Consider the following 20,585-nt stretch of genomic DNA (forward strand, 5'->3'; position numbering starts at 1 on the left):
ACAGCTGTATTACTCAGCTGCAACGAAGTTGTCGGCTTCAGCCTGAACTTCGATGTTTTTATCACGGCCTTCAGCAATAGCTGCATTTACGGCGCTCAGGTATAACTGAATGGCGCGGATAGCGTCATCGTTACCTGGGATAACAAAGTCAACACCTTTAGGATCAGAGTTGGTATCAACGATAGAAACAACTGGGATACCCAGGTTGTTTGCTTCTTTGATAGCGATGTGTTCGTGGTCAGCGTCGATCACAAACAGAGCATCAGGCAAGCCGCCCATGTCTTTGATACCGCCTAAGCTCTTCTCCAGCTTTTCCATCTCGCGGGTACGGTCTAAAGCTTCTTTTTTAGTCAGCTTTTCGAAAGTACCGTCCTGGCTTTGTGATTCCAGGTCTTTCAGGCGCTTGATAGACTGACGCACTGTTTTCCAGTTAGTCAGCATGCCACCTAACCAACGGTGGTTTACATAGTACTGATCAGATTGCAGAGCTGCTTCTTTGATTGCTTCGCCGGCAGCGCGTTTGGTACCAACAAACAGGATTTTGCCTTTTTTAGCGGCAACTGACTGAATGAAAGTCAGAGCGTCGTTCATCATTGGAACAGTTTTTTCCAGGTTGATGATATGAACGCGGTTACGGGCGCCGAAAATGAATGGCTTCATTTTTGGGTTCCAGTAACGGGTTTGGTGACCGAAATGTACGCCCGCCTGGAGCATATCGCGCATAGAAACTTTTGCCATCAGAGTATTTCCTTTAATGGGGGTTAGGCCTCCATACATCCCATAAATCCGACCAATTTTAATTGGCACCCCGGCTTATGTGACGATGTATGTGTGTTATTTAATTAAGGTTGATTTGCAAATCCGGTGTTTTGACTGGCAGTATTTTCGAAAAAAACCACAAGCTATTTGCCAAATTGCGGCGCGCTTTATACCATAGGCGCCCCACAAACACAATGTATTGTGTAGTTTTGCAGCAGAGAGAGATGGCATGGCGGCGAACATTAAGACCCAGGAACAGATTGAAAAAATGCGTGTTGCAGGCCGTTTGGCAGCTGAAGTGCTTGAAATGATTGAGCCTCATGTCAAAGCGGGTGTCAGCACCGGCGAACTGGACCGGATTTGCCATGACTATATTGTCAATGTGCAACAGGCTATCCCTGCCCCGCTGAATTACCACGGTTTCCCTAAATCTATTTGTACCTCAGTAAACCATGTGATTTGCCATGGCATTCCGGCTGACGACAAGCTATTGAAAGACGGCGACATTATTAATATTGATATCACTGTGATTAAAGATGGTTATCACGGTGATACCTCTAAAATGTTTGTGATTGGCAAACCGAGCATTTTGTCGGAGCGGCTGATTCGCGTCACCCAGGAAGCTTTATATCTGGGTCTGAAAAAAGTGAAAAACGGTTGCCGGTTAGGTGATATAGGCCATGCCATTCAGGTGCATGCGGAAAAACACAATTATTCGATAGTACGTGAATATTGCGGCCACGGCATTGGTGCAGTGTTTCACGAAGATCCGCAGGTGTTGCATTATGGCCGCCCCGGTACCGGCGAAGTGCTCAAAACCGGCATGTGTTTAACCATAGAGCCAATGATTAATGCCGGTGAACGCCATAGCAAATTGTTAAAAGACGGCTGGACGGTTGTAACGAAAGATCGTAGTTTATCAGCACAGTTTGAACACACTATTGTGGTCACTGACACTGGTTGTGAAATCCTGACCTTACGCAAGGATGACACCATAGACAGAGTTCTGACGGCCGAATAACAAGCTGGCTGCACTCAAAGCGCACTGCGGCCACCAGGCTCAAAAGCCCGGCCGCAGCTATCAGCAAGGGTAATAAGTTATGAGCACGGCGCTCGCTTTTGATAAGACTATTCCGGGCCAGTTTACCCTCGACAGCTATAAAAAATACTTCAGCGACTTTCTGGAATGGCTGAAAGTTGCCGCCGACAGCCACACTGTTGCCAGTCTGGTTCGCTCCCGCGCCCATTTTATTGATGAAGTGTTGCAAGCTTTATGGCAACACTTTGATTTAGCGTCTCAAAAGCAACTTACTCTGATAGCGGTTGGCGGTTATGGCCGTGGCGAACTGCACCCTTTTTCTGACGTTGATTTGCTGATTTTAACAGGCGCTAAATTAAGCCCGCTGCAGCAGGAACAGATTGGTAAATTTATCACCATGTTGTGGGATTTACGCCTTGAAGTCGGCCACAGCGTGCGTACCATCAAAGAATCTTTAAGCCTCGGCCGCGACGACATTACCATTGCCACCAATCTGATGGAAATGCGTTACCTTTGTGGCAACTCCACTTTATTTAACGAACTGCAGCTTGAAGTCAGCAAAGATAACTTCTGGCCCAGCAAAGATTTTTTCCAGGCCAAACGCCACGAGCAACAAGGTCGCCACGCCCAGTATCACGGCACCGCCTACAACCTTGAACCTAATTTAAAAGCCAACCCGGGTGGTTTACGTGATATTCAGACCATTGGCTGGGTAGCAAAAAAACACTTCCGTACCCGCACCATGCACGAGCTGGTGGCACATCAGTATCTGACTGAAGATGAATATCAGGAACTGATGGAATGTGAAGCTTATTTATGGCAAATGCGTTTTGCCTTGCATTTAGAAGCGGGTCGCAACGAAAACCGCATTTTGTTTGATTATCAGCCCTCCGTTGCCCGTCGCCTGGGTTTTGGTGATGACGGCAAAGCATCGGTTGAGCGCATGATGAAAAGGTTTTTCCTGACTGTACAAAGGGTCAGTGAACTAAACGACATGCTGCTGCAACACTTTGAAGGCAGCATTTTAAAAAGCCACAGCAAGTTTAAGGTGCAACCGCTTGATGACTCTTTTGAGATTCAGGGCCATTTAATTTCGGCCACCGACAAAGCGGTGTTTGCCCGGCGCGAAAATATTCTGAAGTTATTCTGGCATATTGCCAATCACAGCCAGATTGACGGCATTCACTCAGAAACCATCCGCTTACTGCGCCAGGTGCGGCGCCGTTTAATGGGTGATTTGCAGGATTATGCCGGTTGCCGCCAGCTGTTTATGGCTATTATGCGTCACCCCAGAGGCATGGACAGAGCCATTACCCTGATGCACCGCCACGGTATTCTGGCGGCTTATTTACCGCAGTGGCGCAATATTGTGGGCCAGATGCAGTTTGATTTATTCCACGCTTACACTGTGGATGAACATACCCACAGGGTGCTGAAAAACCTGCACAGGTACAGCGAGCCCGAGTTTGCCGGCGAATTTCCGCTTTGCACCGACATCGTCAAACGGCTGGAAAAACCAGAGCTGTTGTATTTAGCAGGTATTTTCCACGATATTGCCAAAGGCAGGGGCGGCGATCACTCAGACTTGGGCGCTATGGACGCGCGCGAATTTGGCAAACTGCATAAACTCAGCGAGTTTGATACCAAACTCATTGTCTGGCTGGTCGAACAACATTTGCTCATGTCGGTGACAGCGCAGCGCCGTGATATTCACGACCCTTCGGTGATTGCTGAATTTGCCGAAAAAGTGCGCGACGAAACCAGGCTCAATTATCTGTATTGTTTAACTTTGGCTGATATCCGTGCCACCAACGATAACCTTTGGAACGACTGGAAGGGCTCGTTGCTGCGGGAATTGTATTTAGGCACCCAAAAAGCCTTTCGCAGAGGTTTGGAAAAACCGATGGATTTACGCGACCAAATTCGCGAACACCAGACGGAAGCTTTGCGTTTATTGGCCGAAATGGGCATCGATGGCGAAAAAATCAGCCCTTTGTGGAGCAAATTTAAAGCCGATTATTTTGCCCGTTATAACCCAAGACTGATTGCCTGGCACACAGAAAACCTGCTGCAACATACTGATTTTACAAAGCCTATGGTGCTGATAAGCCCCACGGCTTTGCGCGGCGGCACCCAGATATTTGTTTACACCGCCGACCAACCGAACTTGTTCGCCCGCATGGTAGCAGCGCTTGATAGTAAAAAAGTCAGTATTTATGATGCGCAAATCATGACCAATAAAGATGGTTATGCCATGGATACCTTTGTGGTACTGGAGCAAAATGGCGCCGCAGTAACTGCAAGCTCCCGCATCAACAGTATCAAAACAGCGCTGGAAACTTATATCAGTAACCAGCTGCCACCAGAGCGCAATAAAGCCAGACCGAACAAACAACTGAAAGCTTTTCATGTGCCGCCTAAAGTGGTGTTTTTGCCTGGCAAAAACAAACAACGCACCATGCTGGAACTGGCCGCTTTGGACACGCCGGGTTTATTGGCCGATATTGGCCAGGTATTTTCCCAGTGCGAAATAAATATTCACGCCGCCAAAATCACCACTATTGGCGAGCGTGCTGAAGACTTTTTTATGATTTCCACCCGCCAGGACGAGGCACTCAGCAGCGAACAACAAAGTCAGCTGCGCCGTGTTCTGGTAGACCAACTTACCCATGCAACAGAGGGCTGACGCATTATCATGGCTGATTTAAAAAGCATTATCGAAACCGCATTTGAAGACCGGATGAATATCACACCCACAACGGTCAGCAGTGATGTAAAAGCAGCAGTTGAAGCTGCTATTGCGCTGCTGGACAGCGGTCAGGCGCGGGTAGCCGAAAAGATTGCCGGTGAATGGGTCACGCACCAGTGGTTAAAAAAGGCTGTGTTATTGTCGTTTCGTATTAACGACAATCAGGTGATGAATGGTGCTGAAAATACCTTTTTTGACAAAGTGCCGATGAAATTTGCCGGTTACACGCACGAGCGTTTTGTGGCTGAAGGTATGCGTGTGGTGCCGCCAGCCGCAGTACGTAAAGGCAGCTTTATTGGCAAAAACGTGGTGCTGATGCCAAGTTACGTCAATATTGGCGCTTATGTTGGCGACGGCACTATGGTCGACACCTGGGCAACAGTGGGTTCTTGTGCGCAAATTGGTAAAAACGTACATCTGTCCGGCGGCGTAGGTATTGGTGGTGTACTAGAACCACTGCAAGCCAACCCAACCATTATTGAAGACAACTGCTTTATCGGCGCCCGCTCTGAAGTGGTGGAAGGCGTGATTATTGAAGAAGGCGCTGTGCTTTCGATGGGCGTTTATATCAGCCAGTCGACCCGCATTTATGACCGCGAAACCGGTGAAATCACCTACGGCCGTATTCCGGCAGGTGCTGTCGTGGTACCGGGTTCTATCCCAAGCAAAGACGGTTCACACAGCCTTTATGCCGCCATTATCGTAAAACGGGTTGATGCCCAAACCCGCGCTAAAGTAGGTATTAATGCGTTGCTGCGTAGTGTGGAATAACACTTAACAGCACTTGCTCCATATCTGACCAATATGCATTTTGTGTGGTCAGCGCATAAAAAAACCCGGCTTGCGCCGGGTTTTGCTTATAGGGAGATTAGCTTGCAGGCTTAGAAACGGCCGTCCAGGCCTAAACGAACATAACGTGGCGTCTGCCATGTGTAGTCAGCACCATACCATGGGTTGTAGGTACCTGCTGAACGACGGGCTTCATAGTGCTCGTTAGATGAAGTACTTTCCTGGATATTCAGGACGTTGAAGACGTTCACACTCACGCCCATTTCAACACCTGAAATTTCGAAGTTGTACCGTGCTGACAAGTCAACATTGAAGTTCCATGGTGTACGGCCAGCTGTGCCACGAGGCACCTTGCGGAACTGACGCTCAGCTGTCTCACACTTGCCGTTAGCGTTGGTGTCAGGACAACCAGTCACCAGATAGAAGGTATCGCCATAGCTGCCATAAAGCTTGGAGTCAGTGCTTGGGTAACCCTGACCAAACATGCTTAACGGACGACCGCTAGACAAGGTTGAGTTCACACCAACCACCAAATCTTCAGTCACATCGTAACTACCAAAGAATTTGAATACATGGCGACGATCGTTTGCCTGATAACCATCAGCACCGTCCATCAGCGCAGGGAAATCGAAGTCCTGTGTGATACCGGCATCCGCCTGGTTAATGTCAGACTTCACAGCACCTTCAAAGTTACCAGTGCTGCGTGACCAGGTGTAAATCAAGTCCCAACGCAGGGCTTCACCACGGAAACCGACCTGGCTCTGTAAGGCAACATATTCGTTTTCTGCCTCAGGTAAAGCCATATCTTCCGGGCTATAGGTTGTTAATGAACCTGGATCAGGGATGTTGTCTTCATCATCATCACTGTACCAGCTACCTGGTTTACCCGGGTTCACCAGAGTACAGAAGTGCTGGTTGGCTACCGGACCACAGAAGTCATCCAATGCCGCGCCAACAAAACGGTAAGTACCACGTACCGAACCGTAATACTCTTCGGTAAATTGCATTTCATAACCAAGTACCCATTCTTCTTTGTAGAAAGGATCAGCTTCCTGCGCCTGGAACAGTGCAACACTTGGCATTGCCGAAGAAGTAGAGTTCACCACCTGAGAGTTAGCAACAGAGCCGTTTACCGGAGTTGCACCAGTTGGAGCGCCGGTTTTTGGATCAAAGCCAGTGAAATAATAATAAGTTGTCGCGTCGTCAACACCAGATGCCGCACGGTAGTTGGTGTTGTTAGGCACCGGCAGGTAATAACGGCCCCAGGTACCAAACAACTTGGACTCGCCAGCACCTGTAGGGTCATAGCTAAAACCAAGGCGTGGTGCCACATCAGTTTTTAAGTCCACAAAATCAACACCGGTCGCACCAGTGTTAACAAACTTATCCTGACGCACACCGATATTCAGTGTTAACTGTTCAGTTGGTTGATATTGATCTTCAATATACCAGGCTGTCAGATCGCTACCAAAAGAACCACCACCGATGAAAATACGGTCTTCAACCAGATCAACAGGTTTGCCGGTGTTGTTTGTCCACAGCGTACCGTTATTGCCCTGAATGATATCGCCAGCTTGTTTGGTTGAGTAAGTGTAACTATGGCCACCAACCGGTGCAGTAGTTTTACGCGATTGACGGTCTTGCTGATCGTAACCAAACTTCAGTAAGTGGTTACCGTGGAACTCACCCAAAGCCCATTCAAAATCAAGACGGGTTTGTTTGTTGTCGTCGTAGTCTTCACCGATAGTACCGCCGGCACCACAACCTGTGATAGGGGTAGTAACAGCACGGCCATCAGCCACAAAAGGACAGTCAACAACAGAAGGTGTAGTACCATATTGAGTTTTGATATTGCCGTGCATCAGACTGACAGTAAAATCGTCTGTAATATTGCCGACATAACTCAGACTGGCTGCTTCGCCGCCCCTTTCATTCAGGAAATCACCTTGTTTGTTACCAATCACACCTGAATTAGGGTTATAGGCATAACGGGTTTCTTCAGAGTCGGTACGATCTGAATAAGCAAATAAACTTAAACGATGACCATCTGCAATATCCCAGTCAATTTTGGTACCCCAGAACAGGTTATCGCCACCTGAGGATTCGTTTATACGATAGCGGTTGTCAGCGTCATAGGGTAAACGACCACTGGTATCTGCCCATTTTGAGCTTTTATCACGCGGGTTCACAATGGCATAAATAAACAGTTTGTCTTCGATCAGCGCGCCGCTGGCAGAAAAACTGACATCTGATTCACTGAATTCATCTGCTGTTGTATCTTTAAACACCTGGCCTAAACGTACACCGGTGCCATAAGATTTTTTACCTTCAGAGCGTAATGAAGAAGGTTGTGTATTCGCTGTAAAAGCAAATTCCCACTCATTGCTACCTGATTTGGTTACAGCATTTAACACACCACCAGTGGTGCGGCCGTACATGGCAGAATAACCACCAGTTTTTACCTGGAATTCTTTGTAAAATTCAAATGGTACTGAACCACAACCTAAACCCTGACGGGTGTTGGTTACTTCCAGACCGTTGATATAACATGAGTTTTCAGAGATAGAAGAACCGCCAAATGAAGCAAAGCCAGCACCACCGGAAGCGCCGAACTTAGAGTCACCCAGTACTACACCAGGCGCCAATAAAGAAACGGCAGTGATGTTACGGGCGATAGGCATTTTGTCGAATTCAACTTCACCAAGTACCAGACCTGAGTCAGTACTGGTAACGTCAATAGCGCGAATACGGGCGCCTGTGACCTGAATCACTTCAGTATCACTGGATGCCTGCGTTAATTCAAACTGAGCTACAGCATTTGAACCTAAAGACAAACGAACTTCATCTTTAGCAACAACTTTGCCGCCATTGACGACTTCAACCACATAAGCACCGATAGGTAACTGGCTCAGACGGAAGTTACCTGAAGCATCAACTGCAACTTCACGCTTAAATCCGGTTTTTGGATCTGTCACCTGAACTTTGTAGCCTGCTGCGGACTGAACCCCTGAAATTTTACCGATAATATTTGAACTGTCTGCAGCATAAACAGACGCGGATAAACCGAGTACTGATGACACTGCAAGAGCGGCGAGGGACCGCTTAAAACGTGATGTTCCGAACGTAGATATCATTCTTATTCTCCAAATTGTTGTTTTGGACAGCTTTTTTTGTGCTGACTCAAAACCACTATAAACGCAGCGTGGATATTTTGTATACACCCATTGTGGCGAGTGGAGGAAAATTCGTGACAGGTCGGTGCAGCAGGAAATTATCTGAATAAGGGTTGATAAGGCTTGAAGGAATAATGATTTATTCGGCCAAAAAGCGTCTTTTGCGCGTAACGTCGGCAAATTTCAGTAAAAGCTGGAATTTTTATAAAGTCAGATGTTGATAATGTTGATGTAACCAGGCAAGTGACGGCTGTTCGGGTAACAAGGTTTCTGTTGCATCAATACACAACATCTCAGCAATCTCATTGCCATTGAGTTGTAATAACAACTCACGCCATTGCCTGCCTGCACCACAAAAAGTATCACCATAACTGCTGTCGCCAAGAGCAACAATGCCCCAGCTTTTGCCTGTGAGCAGTGGAAACTCGTTATTTACCTGCAGGAAAAAAGGTAACAAATCATCGGGGATATCACCCTGCCCTGTGGTTGATGTGACAATCAGCCAGTGATCAGCATCAAACTGCCGCACTTCATTGAGCTTTGCCGGATAAAATAACTGGGCCTGATGGCCAAGCCCAACCAGACGTTGTTGTAACTGACTGGCAACTTCTAATGCACTGCCGTATACAGTGCCTGTCATCAGAGCTATTTTTGCCATGTTATCTCCTTAGTCTGCGGCAGCATCAAACCGCACAGGCAACTCAGCAGCATTTAAACCGGCCCAAAGCTGCTGATAATAATGCTCTGCCACAGGCCAGCCAAAACCATTAAACAATGGTTTTATATCATCTATACCAGCATCAAAATGCAACCACAGGCCTGTCACCGGGTGCTGAATAGTGAGTCTTTTGGCAACAAGCAATAAACGATGACAGGCAAAATGCCCGGCAAACAATCGGTTATGTTTACCGTCACCATGAGTGGTGTCCCCCACTATTGGATGAAATAAATGAGACAGATGCCGTCTGAGCTGATGTTTACGCCCGGTTTGGGGTTGTAATGCCACCAGACTATACCGCGCTGCCGGATAACGACCCACAGCTATAGGTAATTCAATTTGCGCCAAAGGCCAAATGGCGGTGCGTGCCTGTTGCGGCACTTTATCTTGTCTGGCTTTTTTATCTGCAACTTTGTCCAGTTGCTCTTGAAGCGCATAATCCAGCAACAACGGCTCTTTGACATAACCACGCACCACAGCCAGATAAAACTTGCACCAGCTTTCCTGCTGATGTTGTTCTGTGAGTAACCTTGCGATTTCAGACGACAACGCAAACAACAACACACCGGAAGTGGGCCTGTCGAGACGATGCACCGGAAACACATGTTGCCCAATCTGGTTACGTAAGGTTTGCATCACAAACAACGTTTCGTGTTTATCCAGAAATGAACGATGTACCAACATACCGGCCGGTTTATCCACCGCCACCAGATATTCGTCCTGATACAAAATGCGCAGCACTGGCGTGTTATCAGGTGCACTCGCAGTCGCCACCAACAATTCAGTCTCTTGCACTTTGTTGTACTCTTTGGCCACTGAGCAATTCGTCCAGATCAGCAATACGGTTAATTAAAGCCAGTTTGTCTGTTGTGATGGGTGCAAAAGCTTCTTCGGCCATAGGACAAACGGCAATAGCAGCTGGCAAAGGTAATCCACCTTCAACCAGCGCCATCATTCTGGGAATAAACACAAATTGCAGCCATTGCTGCAGCGGCATAAGATCACAACAAAATGGCGCCGAACTTTCAAATGCCGTTGCAGCGGGCGGTTGAACACTCCACAAATCCAGAATTTTCAGTTCAGTTTCAATGTGCTTTAACAACAAAGCGACTTGCTGGTGCATCAATGCCACCCCTCCGTTTTTTTCGGCGCTTATAGTAGCACGGCTTGCAAATCAGCACATTGAACCTCATCATCCTGTTGCTTAACGGAGAAAAATAATGAGTTCAGTAGCAGTTTTAATTTTATTGATGTTTATTGCTTATGTGTTTCTGATGCAACGTCGTCAGGACGAAAGAGCGACATTGCTGGCGAAACAACTGTGCCAGCAGCAACAAATTCAGTATCTGGATTGTGCCAGGGTGAGTCACAAACTGGTGAAAAAAGACGGGCACAGAGTGTTTCGTACTTTATATCAGGTGGAATTCAGCGGTGATGGTGAAAGCCGTTATCAGGCGCAGTTGTGGTTAAAAGGGTTAAGACTGGCAGCTTTTGAACTGCCGGCCTTTAAAACCTGAAGTCACTTAGTTTTTGGGTAACTGCGCCAGTTTATGGGCCAGTTGCCCGGTCAAAAAGTCTTTATACATCACCCAATCTGCCGCCAGACTGTACCAGGGGTATTGAAAAGTGGCGGGTTTATTGTGTTCAACAAAAAAATGCCCGACCCAGGCAAAACCATAACCTGCCAGCGGCAATAACCAGACAAACTGCCATAAACCACTTTGCACTAACCAGCCCAGAATAAGCAGCACCAGAGTGCTGCCACAATAATGCAAAACACGGCACAAAGGCTGTTGATGTTCAGACAGGTAATAAGGGTAAAACTGGGCAAAACTCTCAAATTTCTGCATAGAACTTCACTACTCTCCTTTTTGGCCTCTTGTCCGCTTTACTGCCAAGACAGTTATTTGTGCTGTTGCCTTGGCCGAAACAACAAGGTACCGCCCACAGTCTGGAAGTCAAGCCGGGCCACCTGATGGTATTCATGCTGTTGAAAAAGCGGTAAATATTTGTCCAGCGTGACAAAAACCCCAATGCCTTCTGAGCTTGTGTCTTCATCAACCCAATGATCAATGGCCTGTAAAAAAGTGCGCATGGCAGCAGGATGATGGTAACTGGGATTACGGGCCAGAAAAGCCAGCATGTGATAGCGTTTTGCCGGCATAGCCGCATGAATTTTTTGCTCTTTTTCCAACATTTGCCGCGTTGACAACAAACCTGCTGTTAATAACATTTTTAAGCGCCAATGCCAGAACCTGTCTCCGGATAAATCTGAAGCCGGGGTGGTAATACAGGCAACCCCCAATAACTGCTCACCTTGCAACAAACCCAAAATCGGCTGTCCGGCTTGCCAGAATGCCGCTAAATCTTCGCGGATAGCAGATCGCAGCCGTTTTTCATAATCAGTTTCAGTGGCGCGGAAAATTTGCATAAAAAGCGGATCGTCGTGGTACGCCATATACAAGATTGAAGCGGCCATTTTCAGTTGTTCGGCATTTAATACTTCAACTTTTAAGCTTTGATCAATACTGGTTTCGGGTGAAGAAATATCGCTCATCTTGCCTTTTCCTTTTTTATCATCAGTGGCTTATCCACCATAGCAGGCAATAGAAAGAGCGCAAATCAAGCCAACATAAACAACAAAACCGGCAAAAGCCGGTTTTGTTTTACACCACAGAAATTAAAGTTGCTGATAAGCTTTGTCGCCCCAGCCTACCAATAATCCACGTTTAAAAATCAGCGCAGTACATTCGTCTTTGCTGGTCATGCCATCACCATGACTGCGGTGTGTGCGGTAAAACAGCACTTCAACAGTTTCACCTTCTTTTTGAAAGGACTCGGTGAAATCAGGGGTACCCAGACTATTGCGCACAGAAGCGGCATCGGCACCGGTTTTCAGCTGATTAATATAATTCTGGTTATGTTGTTGTGTTTTTTTGGTTTTGCTCCAGTTGTCATCGTCCATATCGTCATTACCAACAGCAATGACACAACCGGATAATAAAGAAGTTAAAGTGGCGGCGGCGAATAATTTCATCAGAGTGTTCATTGCAGATCCTTTTTTAAATGCATCAATAAAGCGTTATGCGTTAGTTTGTTTTCGCCAAGGTCATAGCAAACTAAATGCCAATAAAACTTACCATTAAAAACAATAAGTTATCAATTAGGCGCTCGCTATCCATTTGTAACAAGTGGTAAATTAAACCACTTTTTAGCAAAAACGACTTTGCCATGACTCAGCTTTATTCTTTGGTATGCCAACTTGCCGCCGATCTGCAACGGGAAGGCAAAACCCCAAGCCTGGCGCTGGTTCGCGCCCGTGCCGGCAAAGGTGTCGATGCACCTGCACTTTTTAGTGCTTATCAAAACTGGCGGGCAAATCCGCCTGCCCCTGCCGGCAGCGAAGCCATCAATCAACACAAGGAGAACAAAGTGTTACAAACAGCAGCAGCGTTGCCGGCAGGTTCAGCCACTGAGATTGCTGCTTTACAACAAGATGTGCAGCGTCTGGAGCAAAAACTGGATCTTGTTCTGACCTTGTTGCAACAACTTCAGCAACGGAGTGACAACTGATGTGGGTCGCAGAGCTGCGGTTTCGTATTATTGCCGACACCAGTTATACAGAGGCAGAAGCTGCTATCCGCTGTTATCTGGAAAGTCTGATTTTTCAGGGGCAGATTTTGGGTCGCGAGTTCCCCACTTATCTGGCACAAGATGAATTTGTCAGCAGGGTGATATTACCAGCCACTGATGCCCTGCATAACCAGCATCACAGCAAACGAGGTTTACAGGCATTACAGGCACTTGGTACGGCCGGTATTGCTTATCCAAAGCTTGAGCTTCTGGGAGAGGATCTGATGTCAAACCATACAGATCCCTGTGCTGTTTCAGAGAGCTATATTTTGTATTGCCGTTTTGGTCACAGTAACTCGGTGTTGTATTGTGGTGAGCATTTTGCACCTGTGCCGCTTTATCAAGCTGATGCAACTTCGGCGTTGGATCATGAAGACCTCATTCGCTGGCAGCTGCAATATCAGGCTTTGGATGAAATTCAGATGCAGGAAAAACGGGTGCTGGATAAAACCGCTGAGCACAGCTTACAAAAGCTACACAGCTCGCTGAACCAACAAGGCAGGCGTTTTGCGCGCCGGCTTGAACAATCGTTACAAAAACCCGTGTATTACGCCCTGTATAGCGGCAGCAGCGTGAATTGTGCACTGGAAGCAAACAAATGTTGCCCGGGTTGCGGCAAAGGCTGGGCTCTTGCTGAACCTTTACATGAGCTTTTTGATTTTCAGTGTGAAAATTGCCGGTTGGTCTGCAATATCGCCTGGCAGTGCCAATAAAATATAAAACTTCAGAGCTGCCACTTTGGATCTATAGTGGCAGCTTGTAGCGCTGAGCCAAAACTTAAAATAACCGTCTAAGCGGGCAATGTCAGCGCCTTTAAAAATTCAGCCAGAGAATCTGCCAGCTTTTCTTTCACTTCGCAGCCAACGCGCTCCAGATAGACTTCGCCTGTGCTGTTTAGCAGCGACAACATCAAATCTTCATCGTCTGTCACAGCAAAAAAGATGGTAATTTGTTGTTTTAACCGCCTTTTCATCAATACATGACCAATGATGTTTTGTTGTAACCTTTCTGTGTCGGCCTGGTGCCATGGCATCAGCAATTCTACCGGCCCCCGCTGATGCTGCAGACGTAAACCGCCACCAAAAGCCGTGCTGTAAAACGCCTTCAGATCCGGGTGCAAACTTAGCTCAAGCCCATGCTCCAGACCGCTGAAATCAATGGCGGCATCGTTCAAGACCGGCCACCAGGCCACCTGGTCATCAACAACGTCGCCAAACTGGCAAGGTGATGGCTGTTCAGGTTCGGCATAAGCCAACCACTGCTGGCCGTTGGATTCGGCCGCTTGCCGGGCTTTTTTTAATAAATCAGTAAATCGCAGTGCAACTTCAGACATAACAGCACAACATCCTGTGATAAAATTGCCGCATTCTAACCGGTTCGAGCTTGCCATGACAAAACCTGATGAATCATTATTAGCCCACTTAAGTCTGGGCAAAACCACAGCTTATGCCGACCAGTACGATGCCAGCTTATTACAGCAGGTGCCGCGTCAACTGGGCCGTGATGCTATTGGTCTGGCCGCAGACATCAATCCATTGCCGTTTTATGGCCAGGATATCTGGCATGCTTATGAACTGTCATGGCTAAATCATAAAGGCAAACCTATGGTGGCGCTGGCCACTTTTGTGGTGCCGGTCACTTCTGCTTACCTGATTGAATCTAAATCTTTTAAGTTGTACCTGAACAGCCTGAACCAGACCAGATTTAAAGATATCAGCCAGTTGTATCAGACTCTGGTCAGCGATTTGTCAGAATGTGCCGGTGCCAAAGTTGAAGTGACCATTCATCATGTCAATGAACTTATTGCCTTCCAGCCCACCTGGATCCAGGGACGTTGTCTGGATGATCTGGATATTGAAGTGAATCAATATGAATTTGATCCAACTTTGCTGAAGCTGGCAGGCCCGGCGCATCAGGTGGAAGAAAAGTTACATTCACATTTATTAAAATCGAATTGCCTGATTACATCCCAACCCGACTGGGCCAGTGTATTTATTCATTACCGTGGTGCTGCTATTGACCACGAAAGCCTGTTGCGATACCTCATCAGCTTCCGCCATCACAATGAATTTCATGAACAATGTGTGGAACGGATTTATCTGGATATTCAACGCCGTTGCCAGCCTGAATTTCTGGCAGTTTATGCCTGTTACACCCGAAGAGGTGGTCTGGATATCAACCCGCTGCGCAGCAGTGAACCTTATATGCCCCCCAATATCAGGCTGACCAGACAATAACAGCTGTTGTTGGCGCTTCTGCCGCTTTGGCTTTGCACTAAAGGCACTTTCTCGCCAAAAAGTCTGAACGACACACTGAAAAACAAAAGGCCGCTATGCGGCCTTTTTCACTGAACAATTGTATAGCCGACGTTGTTATTTCGTTGCAGCTAAGGCCACACCTAACCAGGCTTGGTGATACTGCCGCTGCTGACGGTCAGGTTTTTTCATCGGCACAATTTTAGCTGGCTCAGCTGCCAAAGCGCCTAAAGTCACTGTTTTTTCCAGCAGACGTCCTTGCCGGAACAAGGTCAAAGTCAGTTGCTGCCCGGGTTTAAAGTCTTTTAGCCGCTCTGTCAGCGCCGATTTTAACTGCAACTTATTGACAGCTATCACTTCATCATCCGACGTTAAACCACCTTGCCAGGCCGGTCCGTCGCGCTCTACCTTATTGATCTTTTCCACACCGTTGAGAAAAGTACCAGTTACCCCAAGCCAGGCCTGTTGTTTTTCCGCAGCTTTATACACCAGGCCAGCGTCGGCCAATAAAGCGGTAGCATCCAGCTCCAGCGGCGTTTCTACCTGCTGTTGCCAGAATTCAGTTACAGGTTTACCGGTTAGATCCAAAGCTATTTGCTGAATGTCGGCAGCGGTAAAAGCGGTCGTTTTACCAAAACGCTGATACAACTCGTTGTGCAAAGTCCGGTAATTGGCTTTTAATCCTGAGTTCTTCAGCAGATGTTGATCCAGCATCCAGCTCACCAGGTAACCTTCCGAATAAATGTTCACACTAAAATTGTCAGCATGATCACCAGACAGGCTTATCCAGCTGTCAAAGCTGCTTTGTGCCACCGACTGCACCTGAGCTCCGGGCAAACGGGCAAATTTATCCAGTCTTTTGGCTAAATCTTCATAAAATTCGGCAGTTGTCATTAAACCTGCACGCAATAACAACTGGTTTTGGAAATAACTGGTGGAACCTTCCGAGATCCACAACAACTCAGTGTAATTGGGTGCTAAATAGTTGTACGGCACCAGTTCTGCCGGTCTGTACGCCTTGATGTTCCAGGTGTGCACCAGTTCATGGGCTGCGGTACCAAGAAACTCCAGATAATGTTTGCGACTGGCAAAACTGAATCTGTCACGCTGGATCACTGTGGAATTTAAGTGTTCAGTAGCGCCACGGGCACCGCCTGTAGCATGAATAATAAAAAGGTAGTTCTGGTAAGGGTAACCCTGCCAGATGCTCGGTGCCTGTGCCACCAGCTTTTGTAAATCTGTGACGATTTGTTTCGAATCGAAATTTCCCTCCCCCCAAAATACCACTTCGTAGTTACGGTTATCGACGACAAAACTAAAAGACTGGTGAATACCACTTTCAATGGGGGAATCTGACAGTACGTCATAGTTGGCGGCTTTAAACTGATGTGGGTTATCACCACGTGCCATACCAGAAGTACTGCGCCAGTTGGCCGGCACCTGAAGTTGCACTGTCGAAGGTTGTGATCGCAATTCATCACTAAACATCAGAAAAGCACTTGGATTGATATAAGCATGGGTTTCATCAATATGACGGCTGCGTTCCCCCAGCTGATTGGCATAAATCTGATAACTGACCACCACTTCACCTGCTGCCGGAACCTCCAGCACCCAGATACTTTTTTCTTTTTTATAAAACTTCAGCGCCTGACCTTTTTGATCCCGTGCCTGAAATAATCGCACACCATTGGCTAAATCCAGGATCTGATACTTGCCGGTACGCCATGCCGGCAGTTTTAATTCAACAGCACCTGCTGCGGCCAGATGAAACCGCATCTTTACATCTGCCAGGTGATGTTCAGGCTGATTGATATTGATCTGATATTGGGTCTGAGCCTTAACAGCTGTGGCACACAGCAGCATCAGCAAACACCAGCTTTGCAAAATAACTTTCATAACTTCTCCTCTGAAATTCAGCTCAAACTAAGCCAAATTCAACGGCGATTCCAGCGCTTTGCGTCCAAAGTGTACACTTTTGCTTTCAAAATTTATGAAAGTCATAATGAAACATTACAACCTTACTTTTACTTTCGTTTCGAAATATGGTTAACTTAGCAGCGTTGATGCCAGACACATCAACCCCAACCGATTAAATAGGACAGCTGAAATGACGACTCTGACCTCTGCTGAAGAACAATCCTGGTTACCCTACTACCTGACCAGGAAATAAAATAAAAGTCCGATACAGGACCATAAAAAACGGCAGGCTCAGCACCTGCCGTTTTTTATTGGCCAAAATTTGGCGCTTTGCGCTAAAACGACTGCGCTTTTGCCTTTATTAACGATATACTTAGCGCAAACGTCACTCGGTTCTAGCCAGGAAAACGTCAGTAGTGGACTCAGACAACAATCTCAAAACTCAACTTGCCTCAGCATTAAAAGCCCGGAAACAGCTCGAAGATACTTATGAAGGTCAATTTAAAATTCTGACCAATTTTGTGTCACGTTTGTCGTTGGTCAGCAAGGGGATAGATGTTGATCTGGACAACAAACTGGCCCGGCTGCGACAGGAACTGGCAAAAGGCATCGATCTGGAAAAGATCCTGCCTTTTATCGAAGCCACCACTGAACAACTAAAACTGCTGGAAGCCAAGCAGCAACAAGACGTAAAAAAGGCCCAACTGAGCTTAACAGAAGCCGGAAAACTCCTGCAAAAACAACGGGGGCTACCTGATCAACTAAGACGGGATCTGCGCGAACTACTTACTAAAGTTGACGAACCAACACCTAGTGTTACGGCGTTTTTGCCACATCTAACTCATTTAACTGAGCTTTATCAGTCCGCACTTTCGGCAAAACATGACATTGAGCAGCAGGGCGCAACTGCGTCAGCTGAAGCTGGTCGTTATGACGCTATTTGCCGGCAAATTTCGGTGGAACTGACCAATTTACTCAGTGAACTGGCTTTTGAAGGCCAATATGCCAAGTCTATTGAAGGCATTCGTTTAAGCCTGCTGACTGAGCTGACAATAGAAAAACTGCTGGAAGCCTGCCTGCAGACCATAGAAATTATTATTTCCAGCATTAATGACGAACGTCAGTCGGCACAACACTTTTTATTAAAGCTGAATGAAGCACTGACCAGTGTGCAGCATTCTTTAGTGTCGTCGCTGACCAGCAGCAATGACATTAAACAAAAAATGCAGGCGCTGAATGAACAGATTGAGCGTCAGATTGATTTACTCAGTAAAGAAACTAAATCGGCCACCTCGCTGGAACAGCTGCAAACTATGGTCAGCAGCAAACTGGGTGTTATTACCAATTCACTCAAAGACAAAGAACAGCTGGAACGACAAGAGCGTGAACTGATGCTGCAGGCGCTCAACAGCATGGCAGATCGGTTAAAAGAGTTGGAAGAAGAAGCCAATCAGTTTAAAAAACGTCTGGCCGAGCAGAAGTTCCGCAGCTTACAGGATGCACTGACCGAACTGCCGAACCGCGCTGCTTTTGATGAGCGGTATGAGCTAGAAGTCAAAAGAGCCAAAAGGTCCGGCAGACCACTGTCGATAGTGCTTGCTGATGTTGATCATTTTAAAAACATCAATGACAGTTACGGTCACAGTGCCGGCGACAAAACTTTAAAAGTCATTGCCAAAGCATTAAAACAAAGCCTGCGCGAAACCGATTTTATTGCCCGTTATGGTGGTGAAGAGTTTATTTTGTTATTCCCTGAAACGGACATCAAAGACTTAGTGACGCCACTCAATAGCATCCGGGAGAAAATCAAACGTATCCCGTTTAAATTTAAAGATACCAACGTGCCTATTACCATCTCATTCGGTGCCACTGAATTACGTAACGCCGACACCAACCGTGAAGCTTTTGACAGAGCAGATGAAGCTTTGTATGACGCCAAAAGGGGTGGTCGCGATAAAGTGGTGTTCAGGGATTAATACGGCATAAACAGGGCTGCCGCCAGGCTGGCCCCTCTTCGGGTCCGTGGCGTACAGCTCAGACGACAAGGAGAGACTAATGCATGTACAACTGAACCCACTGGGTGCAATGGATTTATTATCGCAGCTGGAAGTGGATCAACTCAAACAAAATTCCAATAGCGAAACCTTCCGTTTATTCAGAAATTGTTGTTTAGCTGTGCTGAATGTGGGTAGCCATACCGACAGTTCCGCCGAAATTTATCAACAATTTCAGGATTTTGCGGTAAACCTAATCGCCCGTGAGCGCGGCATTAAAATTGAGTTATTTAATCCACCTGCCAATGCTTTTGTCGACGGCCAGATCATCAAGGGTATTCACGAACATCTGTTTGCCGTACTGCGCGATATTCTGTTTTACCACACCCAACTGGGTTTTGATCAAAACCGTCTGGATTTGCATAACAGCGATCATATCACCCATACCGTCTTTGATATTTTGCGCAATGCCAGAGTAATAAGCTCAGCCATTGAACCCAATATGATCGTCTGCTGGGGTGGCCATTCCATTAACGAAGTGGAATACAAATACACCAAAGAAGTAGGTTATCAGCTGGGCTTACGTGGCCTGGATATCTGCACAGGTTGTGGCCCTGGCGCCATGAAAGGCCCAATGAAAGGCGCCACCATTGGTCACAGCAAACAACGTATCCGCCACGGCCGTTATTTGGGTTTAACTGAGCCAAGCATTATTGCCGCTGAACCACCAAACCCAATTGTCAACGAACTGGTGATTTTGCCGGATATTGAAAAACGGCTGGAAGCTTTTATCCGTACCGCCCACGGCATTATTATTTTCCCGGGTGGCGCAGGCACTGCAGAAGAGCTGTTATATCTGCTGGGCATTATGTTACACGATGAAAACAAAGATCAGGTGTTGCCGGTTATTCTGACCGGACCAAAACACAGTGAAGCTTATTTTAGGGAACTACAGGCATTTATCGCCAAAACCCTGGGTGAAAAAGCACTGGGACTTTTTGAAGTCATAGTGGACGATCCGGCTTTGGTTGCACAAAAACTAAAACAGGGCTGCGCTGATGTACGGGCTTACCGTAAAGCAACGGGTGATGCTTACCATTTTAACTGGTCGCTGAAAATCGACAGTGACTTCCAGCATCCTTTTGCACCCACTCACCAGAATATGGCAGCACTGGATTTACATCTGGAACAGGATAAAGCCAAACTAGCGGCCAATCTGCGTCGTGCTTTTTCCGGCATAGTGGCAGGCAATGTCAAAGATGAAGGTATTAAAGCCATTACCCAGCATGGACCTTTTGTTTTATCTGGTGAGCCCGAACTGATGCACCTGATGGATAATCTGCTGGAAGCTTTTGTGGCACAGGGCCGGATGAAATTGCCAGGCAGTAAATATATCCCTTGTTATAAAATCGCCCGCTGACAGCAGTTGGTCGCCCCTGCCCGGCATTAAACGGTTTTCAGCGGACAAAGCCGGCGTCAGCAGTTAACATCAGCAAAAGCCTGCAGTCTGGCAGGCTTTTTGTATGAAATCTGCAACTATCTGTTTGTAATTGTTGCAA

19 protein-coding genes are annotated in these 20,585 nt (G+C 47.0%); 9 read left to right on the forward strand and 10 right to left on the reverse strand.

Annotated elements, in window-relative coordinates:
• Positions 1-9 precede the first annotated feature (9 nt).
• On the reverse strand, positions 10-738 hold the full coding sequence (gene rpsB, locus RCH83_RS02785; RefSeq protein WP_306518807.1) for a 30S ribosomal protein S2: 729 nt from the start codon (positions 736-738) through the stop codon (positions 10-12).
• A gap of 250 nt (positions 739-988) precedes the next feature.
• Here rpsB and map point away from each other — a divergent pair, with 250 nt between their 5' ends.
• The 3 genes from map (at position 989) to dapD (ending at position 5,318) form a co-directional block, all read left to right on the forward strand.
• Positions 989-1,780 (forward strand): type I methionyl aminopeptidase, encoded by a 792-nt coding sequence (map, locus tag RCH83_RS02790; protein WP_306518809.1) that lies wholly within the window; start codon positions 989-991, stop codon positions 1,778-1,780.
• Positions 1,781-1,859: 79 nt separating this feature from the next.
• The gene (glnD, locus tag RCH83_RS02795) at positions 1,860-4,484 is read left to right on the forward strand and encodes a [protein-PII] uridylyltransferase (protein WP_306518811.1); all 2,625 of its coding nucleotides are present in this window, start codon (positions 1,860-1,862) and stop codon (positions 4,482-4,484) included.
• Positions 4,485-4,493: 9 nt separating this feature from the next.
• Positions 4,494-5,318, forward strand: a complete 825-nt coding sequence (gene dapD, locus RCH83_RS02800) for a 2,3,4,5-tetrahydropyridine-2,6-dicarboxylate N-succinyltransferase (protein ID WP_306518813.1) — start codon at positions 4,494-4,496, stop codon at positions 5,316-5,318.
• Positions 5,319-5,428: 110 nt separating this feature from the next.
• On the opposite strand, the gene RCH83_RS02805 is transcribed toward dapD, so the two are convergent.
• From RCH83_RS02805 to RCH83_RS02820, 4 genes are all read right to left on the reverse strand, one after another.
• Positions 5,429-8,470, reverse strand: coding sequence for a carboxypeptidase regulatory-like domain-containing protein (locus RCH83_RS02805; RefSeq protein WP_373689734.1), 3,042 nt, complete (start codon positions 8,468-8,470; stop codon positions 5,429-5,431).
• A 241-nt stretch (positions 8,471-8,711) separates the two neighbouring features.
• Complete coding sequence (locus RCH83_RS02810) at positions 8,712-9,167, reverse strand: flavodoxin (protein ID WP_306518817.1); 456 nt, start codon at positions 9,165-9,167, stop codon at positions 8,712-8,714.
• 9 nt (positions 9,168-9,176) lie between these two features.
• The gene (truC, locus tag RCH83_RS02815) at positions 9,177-10,022 is read right to left on the reverse strand and encodes a tRNA pseudouridine(65) synthase TruC (protein WP_306518819.1); all 846 of its coding nucleotides are present in this window, start codon (positions 10,020-10,022) and stop codon (positions 9,177-9,179) included.
• Complete coding sequence (locus tag RCH83_RS02820) at positions 10,009-10,350, reverse strand: YqcC family protein (protein WP_306518821.1); 342 nt, start codon at positions 10,348-10,350, stop codon at positions 10,009-10,011. The genes truC and RCH83_RS02820 overlap by 14 nt, the downstream gene beginning before the upstream one ends.
• A gap of 97 nt (positions 10,351-10,447) precedes the next feature.
• On the opposite strand from RCH83_RS02820, the gene RCH83_RS02825 reads away from it, so the two are divergent.
• Positions 10,448-10,744, forward strand: coding sequence for a DUF3301 domain-containing protein (locus RCH83_RS02825; protein ID WP_306518823.1), 297 nt, complete (start codon positions 10,448-10,450; stop codon positions 10,742-10,744).
• A 6-nt stretch (positions 10,745-10,750) separates the two neighbouring features.
• On the opposite strand, the gene RCH83_RS02830 is transcribed toward RCH83_RS02825, so the two are convergent.
• The 3 genes from RCH83_RS02830 to RCH83_RS02840 all read right to left on the reverse strand — a co-directional run bounded on the left by RCH83_RS02830 (position 10,751) and on the right by RCH83_RS02840 (position 12,276).
• Positions 10,751-11,077, reverse strand: coding sequence for a DUF962 domain-containing protein (locus RCH83_RS02830; protein ID WP_306518825.1), 327 nt, complete (start codon positions 11,075-11,077; stop codon positions 10,751-10,753).
• A 53-nt stretch (positions 11,078-11,130) separates the two neighbouring features.
• A complete protein-coding gene (locus RCH83_RS02835) occupies positions 11,131-11,784 on the reverse strand; it encodes a GNAT family N-acetyltransferase (protein ID WP_306518827.1) in 654 nt (217 codons plus the stop codon).
• Between the two features lie 123 nt (positions 11,785-11,907).
• On the reverse strand, positions 11,908-12,276 hold the full coding sequence (locus tag RCH83_RS02840) for a DUF3192 domain-containing protein (RefSeq protein ID WP_306518829.1): 369 nt from the start codon (positions 12,274-12,276) through the stop codon (positions 11,908-11,910).
• 182 nt (positions 12,277-12,458) lie between these two features.
• Between RCH83_RS02840 and RCH83_RS02845 the strand changes: the two genes are divergently transcribed.
• Both RCH83_RS02845 and RCH83_RS02850 read left to right on the forward strand, forming a co-directional pair.
• Positions 12,459-12,800: a hypothetical protein gene (locus RCH83_RS02845; RefSeq protein WP_306518831.1), complete on the forward strand. Its 342-nt coding sequence runs from the start codon at positions 12,459-12,461 to the stop codon at positions 12,798-12,800.
• A complete protein-coding gene (locus RCH83_RS02850) occupies positions 12,800-13,573 on the forward strand; it encodes a DUF2310 family Zn-ribbon-containing protein (protein WP_306518833.1) in 774 nt (257 codons plus the stop codon). Before RCH83_RS02845 ends, RCH83_RS02850 begins: the two co-directional genes overlap by 1 nt.
• Positions 13,574-13,650: 77 nt before the next feature.
• Here RCH83_RS02850 and syd read toward each other — a convergent pair whose 3' ends face one another.
• The gene (gene syd, locus RCH83_RS02855) at positions 13,651-14,193 is read right to left on the reverse strand and encodes a SecY-interacting protein (RefSeq protein WP_306518835.1); all 543 of its coding nucleotides are present in this window, start codon (positions 14,191-14,193) and stop codon (positions 13,651-13,653) included.
• Positions 14,194-14,248: 55 nt separating this feature from the next.
• Between syd and queF the strand changes: the two genes are divergently transcribed.
• Entirely contained in the window at positions 14,249-15,097 is an 849-nt protein-coding gene (gene queF, locus RCH83_RS02860) for an NADPH-dependent 7-cyano-7-deazaguanine reductase QueF (RefSeq protein ID WP_306518837.1), read from the forward strand.
• A 135-nt stretch (positions 15,098-15,232) separates the two neighbouring features.
• Here queF and RCH83_RS02865 read toward each other — a convergent pair whose 3' ends face one another.
• Positions 15,233-17,011: a M61 family metallopeptidase gene (locus RCH83_RS02865; RefSeq protein ID WP_306518839.1), complete on the reverse strand. Its 1,779-nt coding sequence runs from the start codon at positions 17,009-17,011 to the stop codon at positions 15,233-15,235.
• 437 nt (positions 17,012-17,448) lie between these two features.
• On the opposite strand from RCH83_RS02865, the gene RCH83_RS02870 reads away from it, so the two are divergent.
• Positions 17,449-19,008, forward strand: coding sequence for a GGDEF domain-containing protein (locus tag RCH83_RS02870; RefSeq protein ID WP_306518841.1), 1,560 nt, complete (start codon positions 17,449-17,451; stop codon positions 19,006-19,008).
• 79 nt (positions 19,009-19,087) lie between these two features.
• A complete protein-coding gene (gene ppnN, locus RCH83_RS02875) occupies positions 19,088-20,446 on the forward strand; it encodes a nucleotide 5'-monophosphate nucleosidase PpnN (RefSeq protein WP_306518843.1) in 1,359 nt (452 codons plus the stop codon).
• Positions 20,447-20,585 lie beyond the last annotated feature (139 nt).

Origin of the sequence: Rheinheimera sp. (assembly GCF_030824435.1) — a bacterium.
Taxonomy (GTDB): Bacteria; Pseudomonadota; Gammaproteobacteria; order Enterobacterales; family Alteromonadaceae; genus Pararheinheimera.

Coding starts and splice junctions, on each gene's coding strand:
- rpsB (WP_306518807.1), bottom strand. CDS start 738: ATGGCAAAAGTTTCTATGCGCGATATGCTCCAGGCGGGCGTACATTTC.
- map (WP_306518809.1), top strand. CDS start 989: ATGGCGGCGAACATTAAGACCCAGGAACAGATTGAAAAAATGCGTGTT.
- glnD (WP_306518811.1), top strand. CDS start 1,860: ATGAGCACGGCGCTCGCTTTTGATAAGACTATTCCGGGCCAGTTTACC.
- dapD (WP_306518813.1), top strand. CDS start 4,494: ATGGCTGATTTAAAAAGCATTATCGAAACCGCATTTGAAGACCGGATG.
- RCH83_RS02805 (WP_373689734.1), bottom strand. CDS start 8,470: ATGATATCTACGTTCGGAACATCACGTTTTAAGCGGTCCCTCGCCGCT.
- RCH83_RS02810 (WP_306518817.1), bottom strand. CDS start 9,167: ATGGCAAAAATAGCTCTGATGACAGGCACTGTATACGGCAGTGCATTA.
- RCH83_RS02820 (WP_306518821.1), bottom strand. CDS start 10,350: ATGCACCAGCAAGTCGCTTTGTTGTTAAAGCACATTGAAACTGAACTG.
- RCH83_RS02825 (WP_306518823.1), top strand. CDS start 10,448: ATGAGTTCAGTAGCAGTTTTAATTTTATTGATGTTTATTGCTTATGTG.
- RCH83_RS02830 (WP_306518825.1), bottom strand. CDS start 11,077: ATGCAGAAATTTGAGAGTTTTGCCCAGTTTTACCCTTATTACCTGTCT.
- RCH83_RS02835 (WP_306518827.1), bottom strand. CDS start 11,784: ATGAGCGATATTTCTTCACCCGAAACCAGTATTGATCAAAGCTTAAAA.
- RCH83_RS02840 (WP_306518829.1), bottom strand. CDS start 12,276: ATGAACACTCTGATGAAATTATTCGCCGCCGCCACTTTAACTTCTTTA.
- RCH83_RS02845 (WP_306518831.1), top strand. CDS start 12,459: ATGACTCAGCTTTATTCTTTGGTATGCCAACTTGCCGCCGATCTGCAA.
- RCH83_RS02850 (WP_306518833.1), top strand. CDS start 12,800: ATGTGGGTCGCAGAGCTGCGGTTTCGTATTATTGCCGACACCAGTTAT.
- syd (WP_306518835.1), bottom strand. CDS start 14,193: ATGTCTGAAGTTGCACTGCGATTTACTGATTTATTAAAAAAAGCCCGG.
- queF (WP_306518837.1), top strand. CDS start 14,249: ATGACAAAACCTGATGAATCATTATTAGCCCACTTAAGTCTGGGCAAA.
- RCH83_RS02865 (WP_306518839.1), bottom strand. CDS start 17,011: ATGAAAGTTATTTTGCAAAGCTGGTGTTTGCTGATGCTGCTGTGTGCC.
- ppnN (WP_306518843.1), top strand. CDS start 19,088: ATGCATGTACAACTGAACCCACTGGGTGCAATGGATTTATTATCGCAG.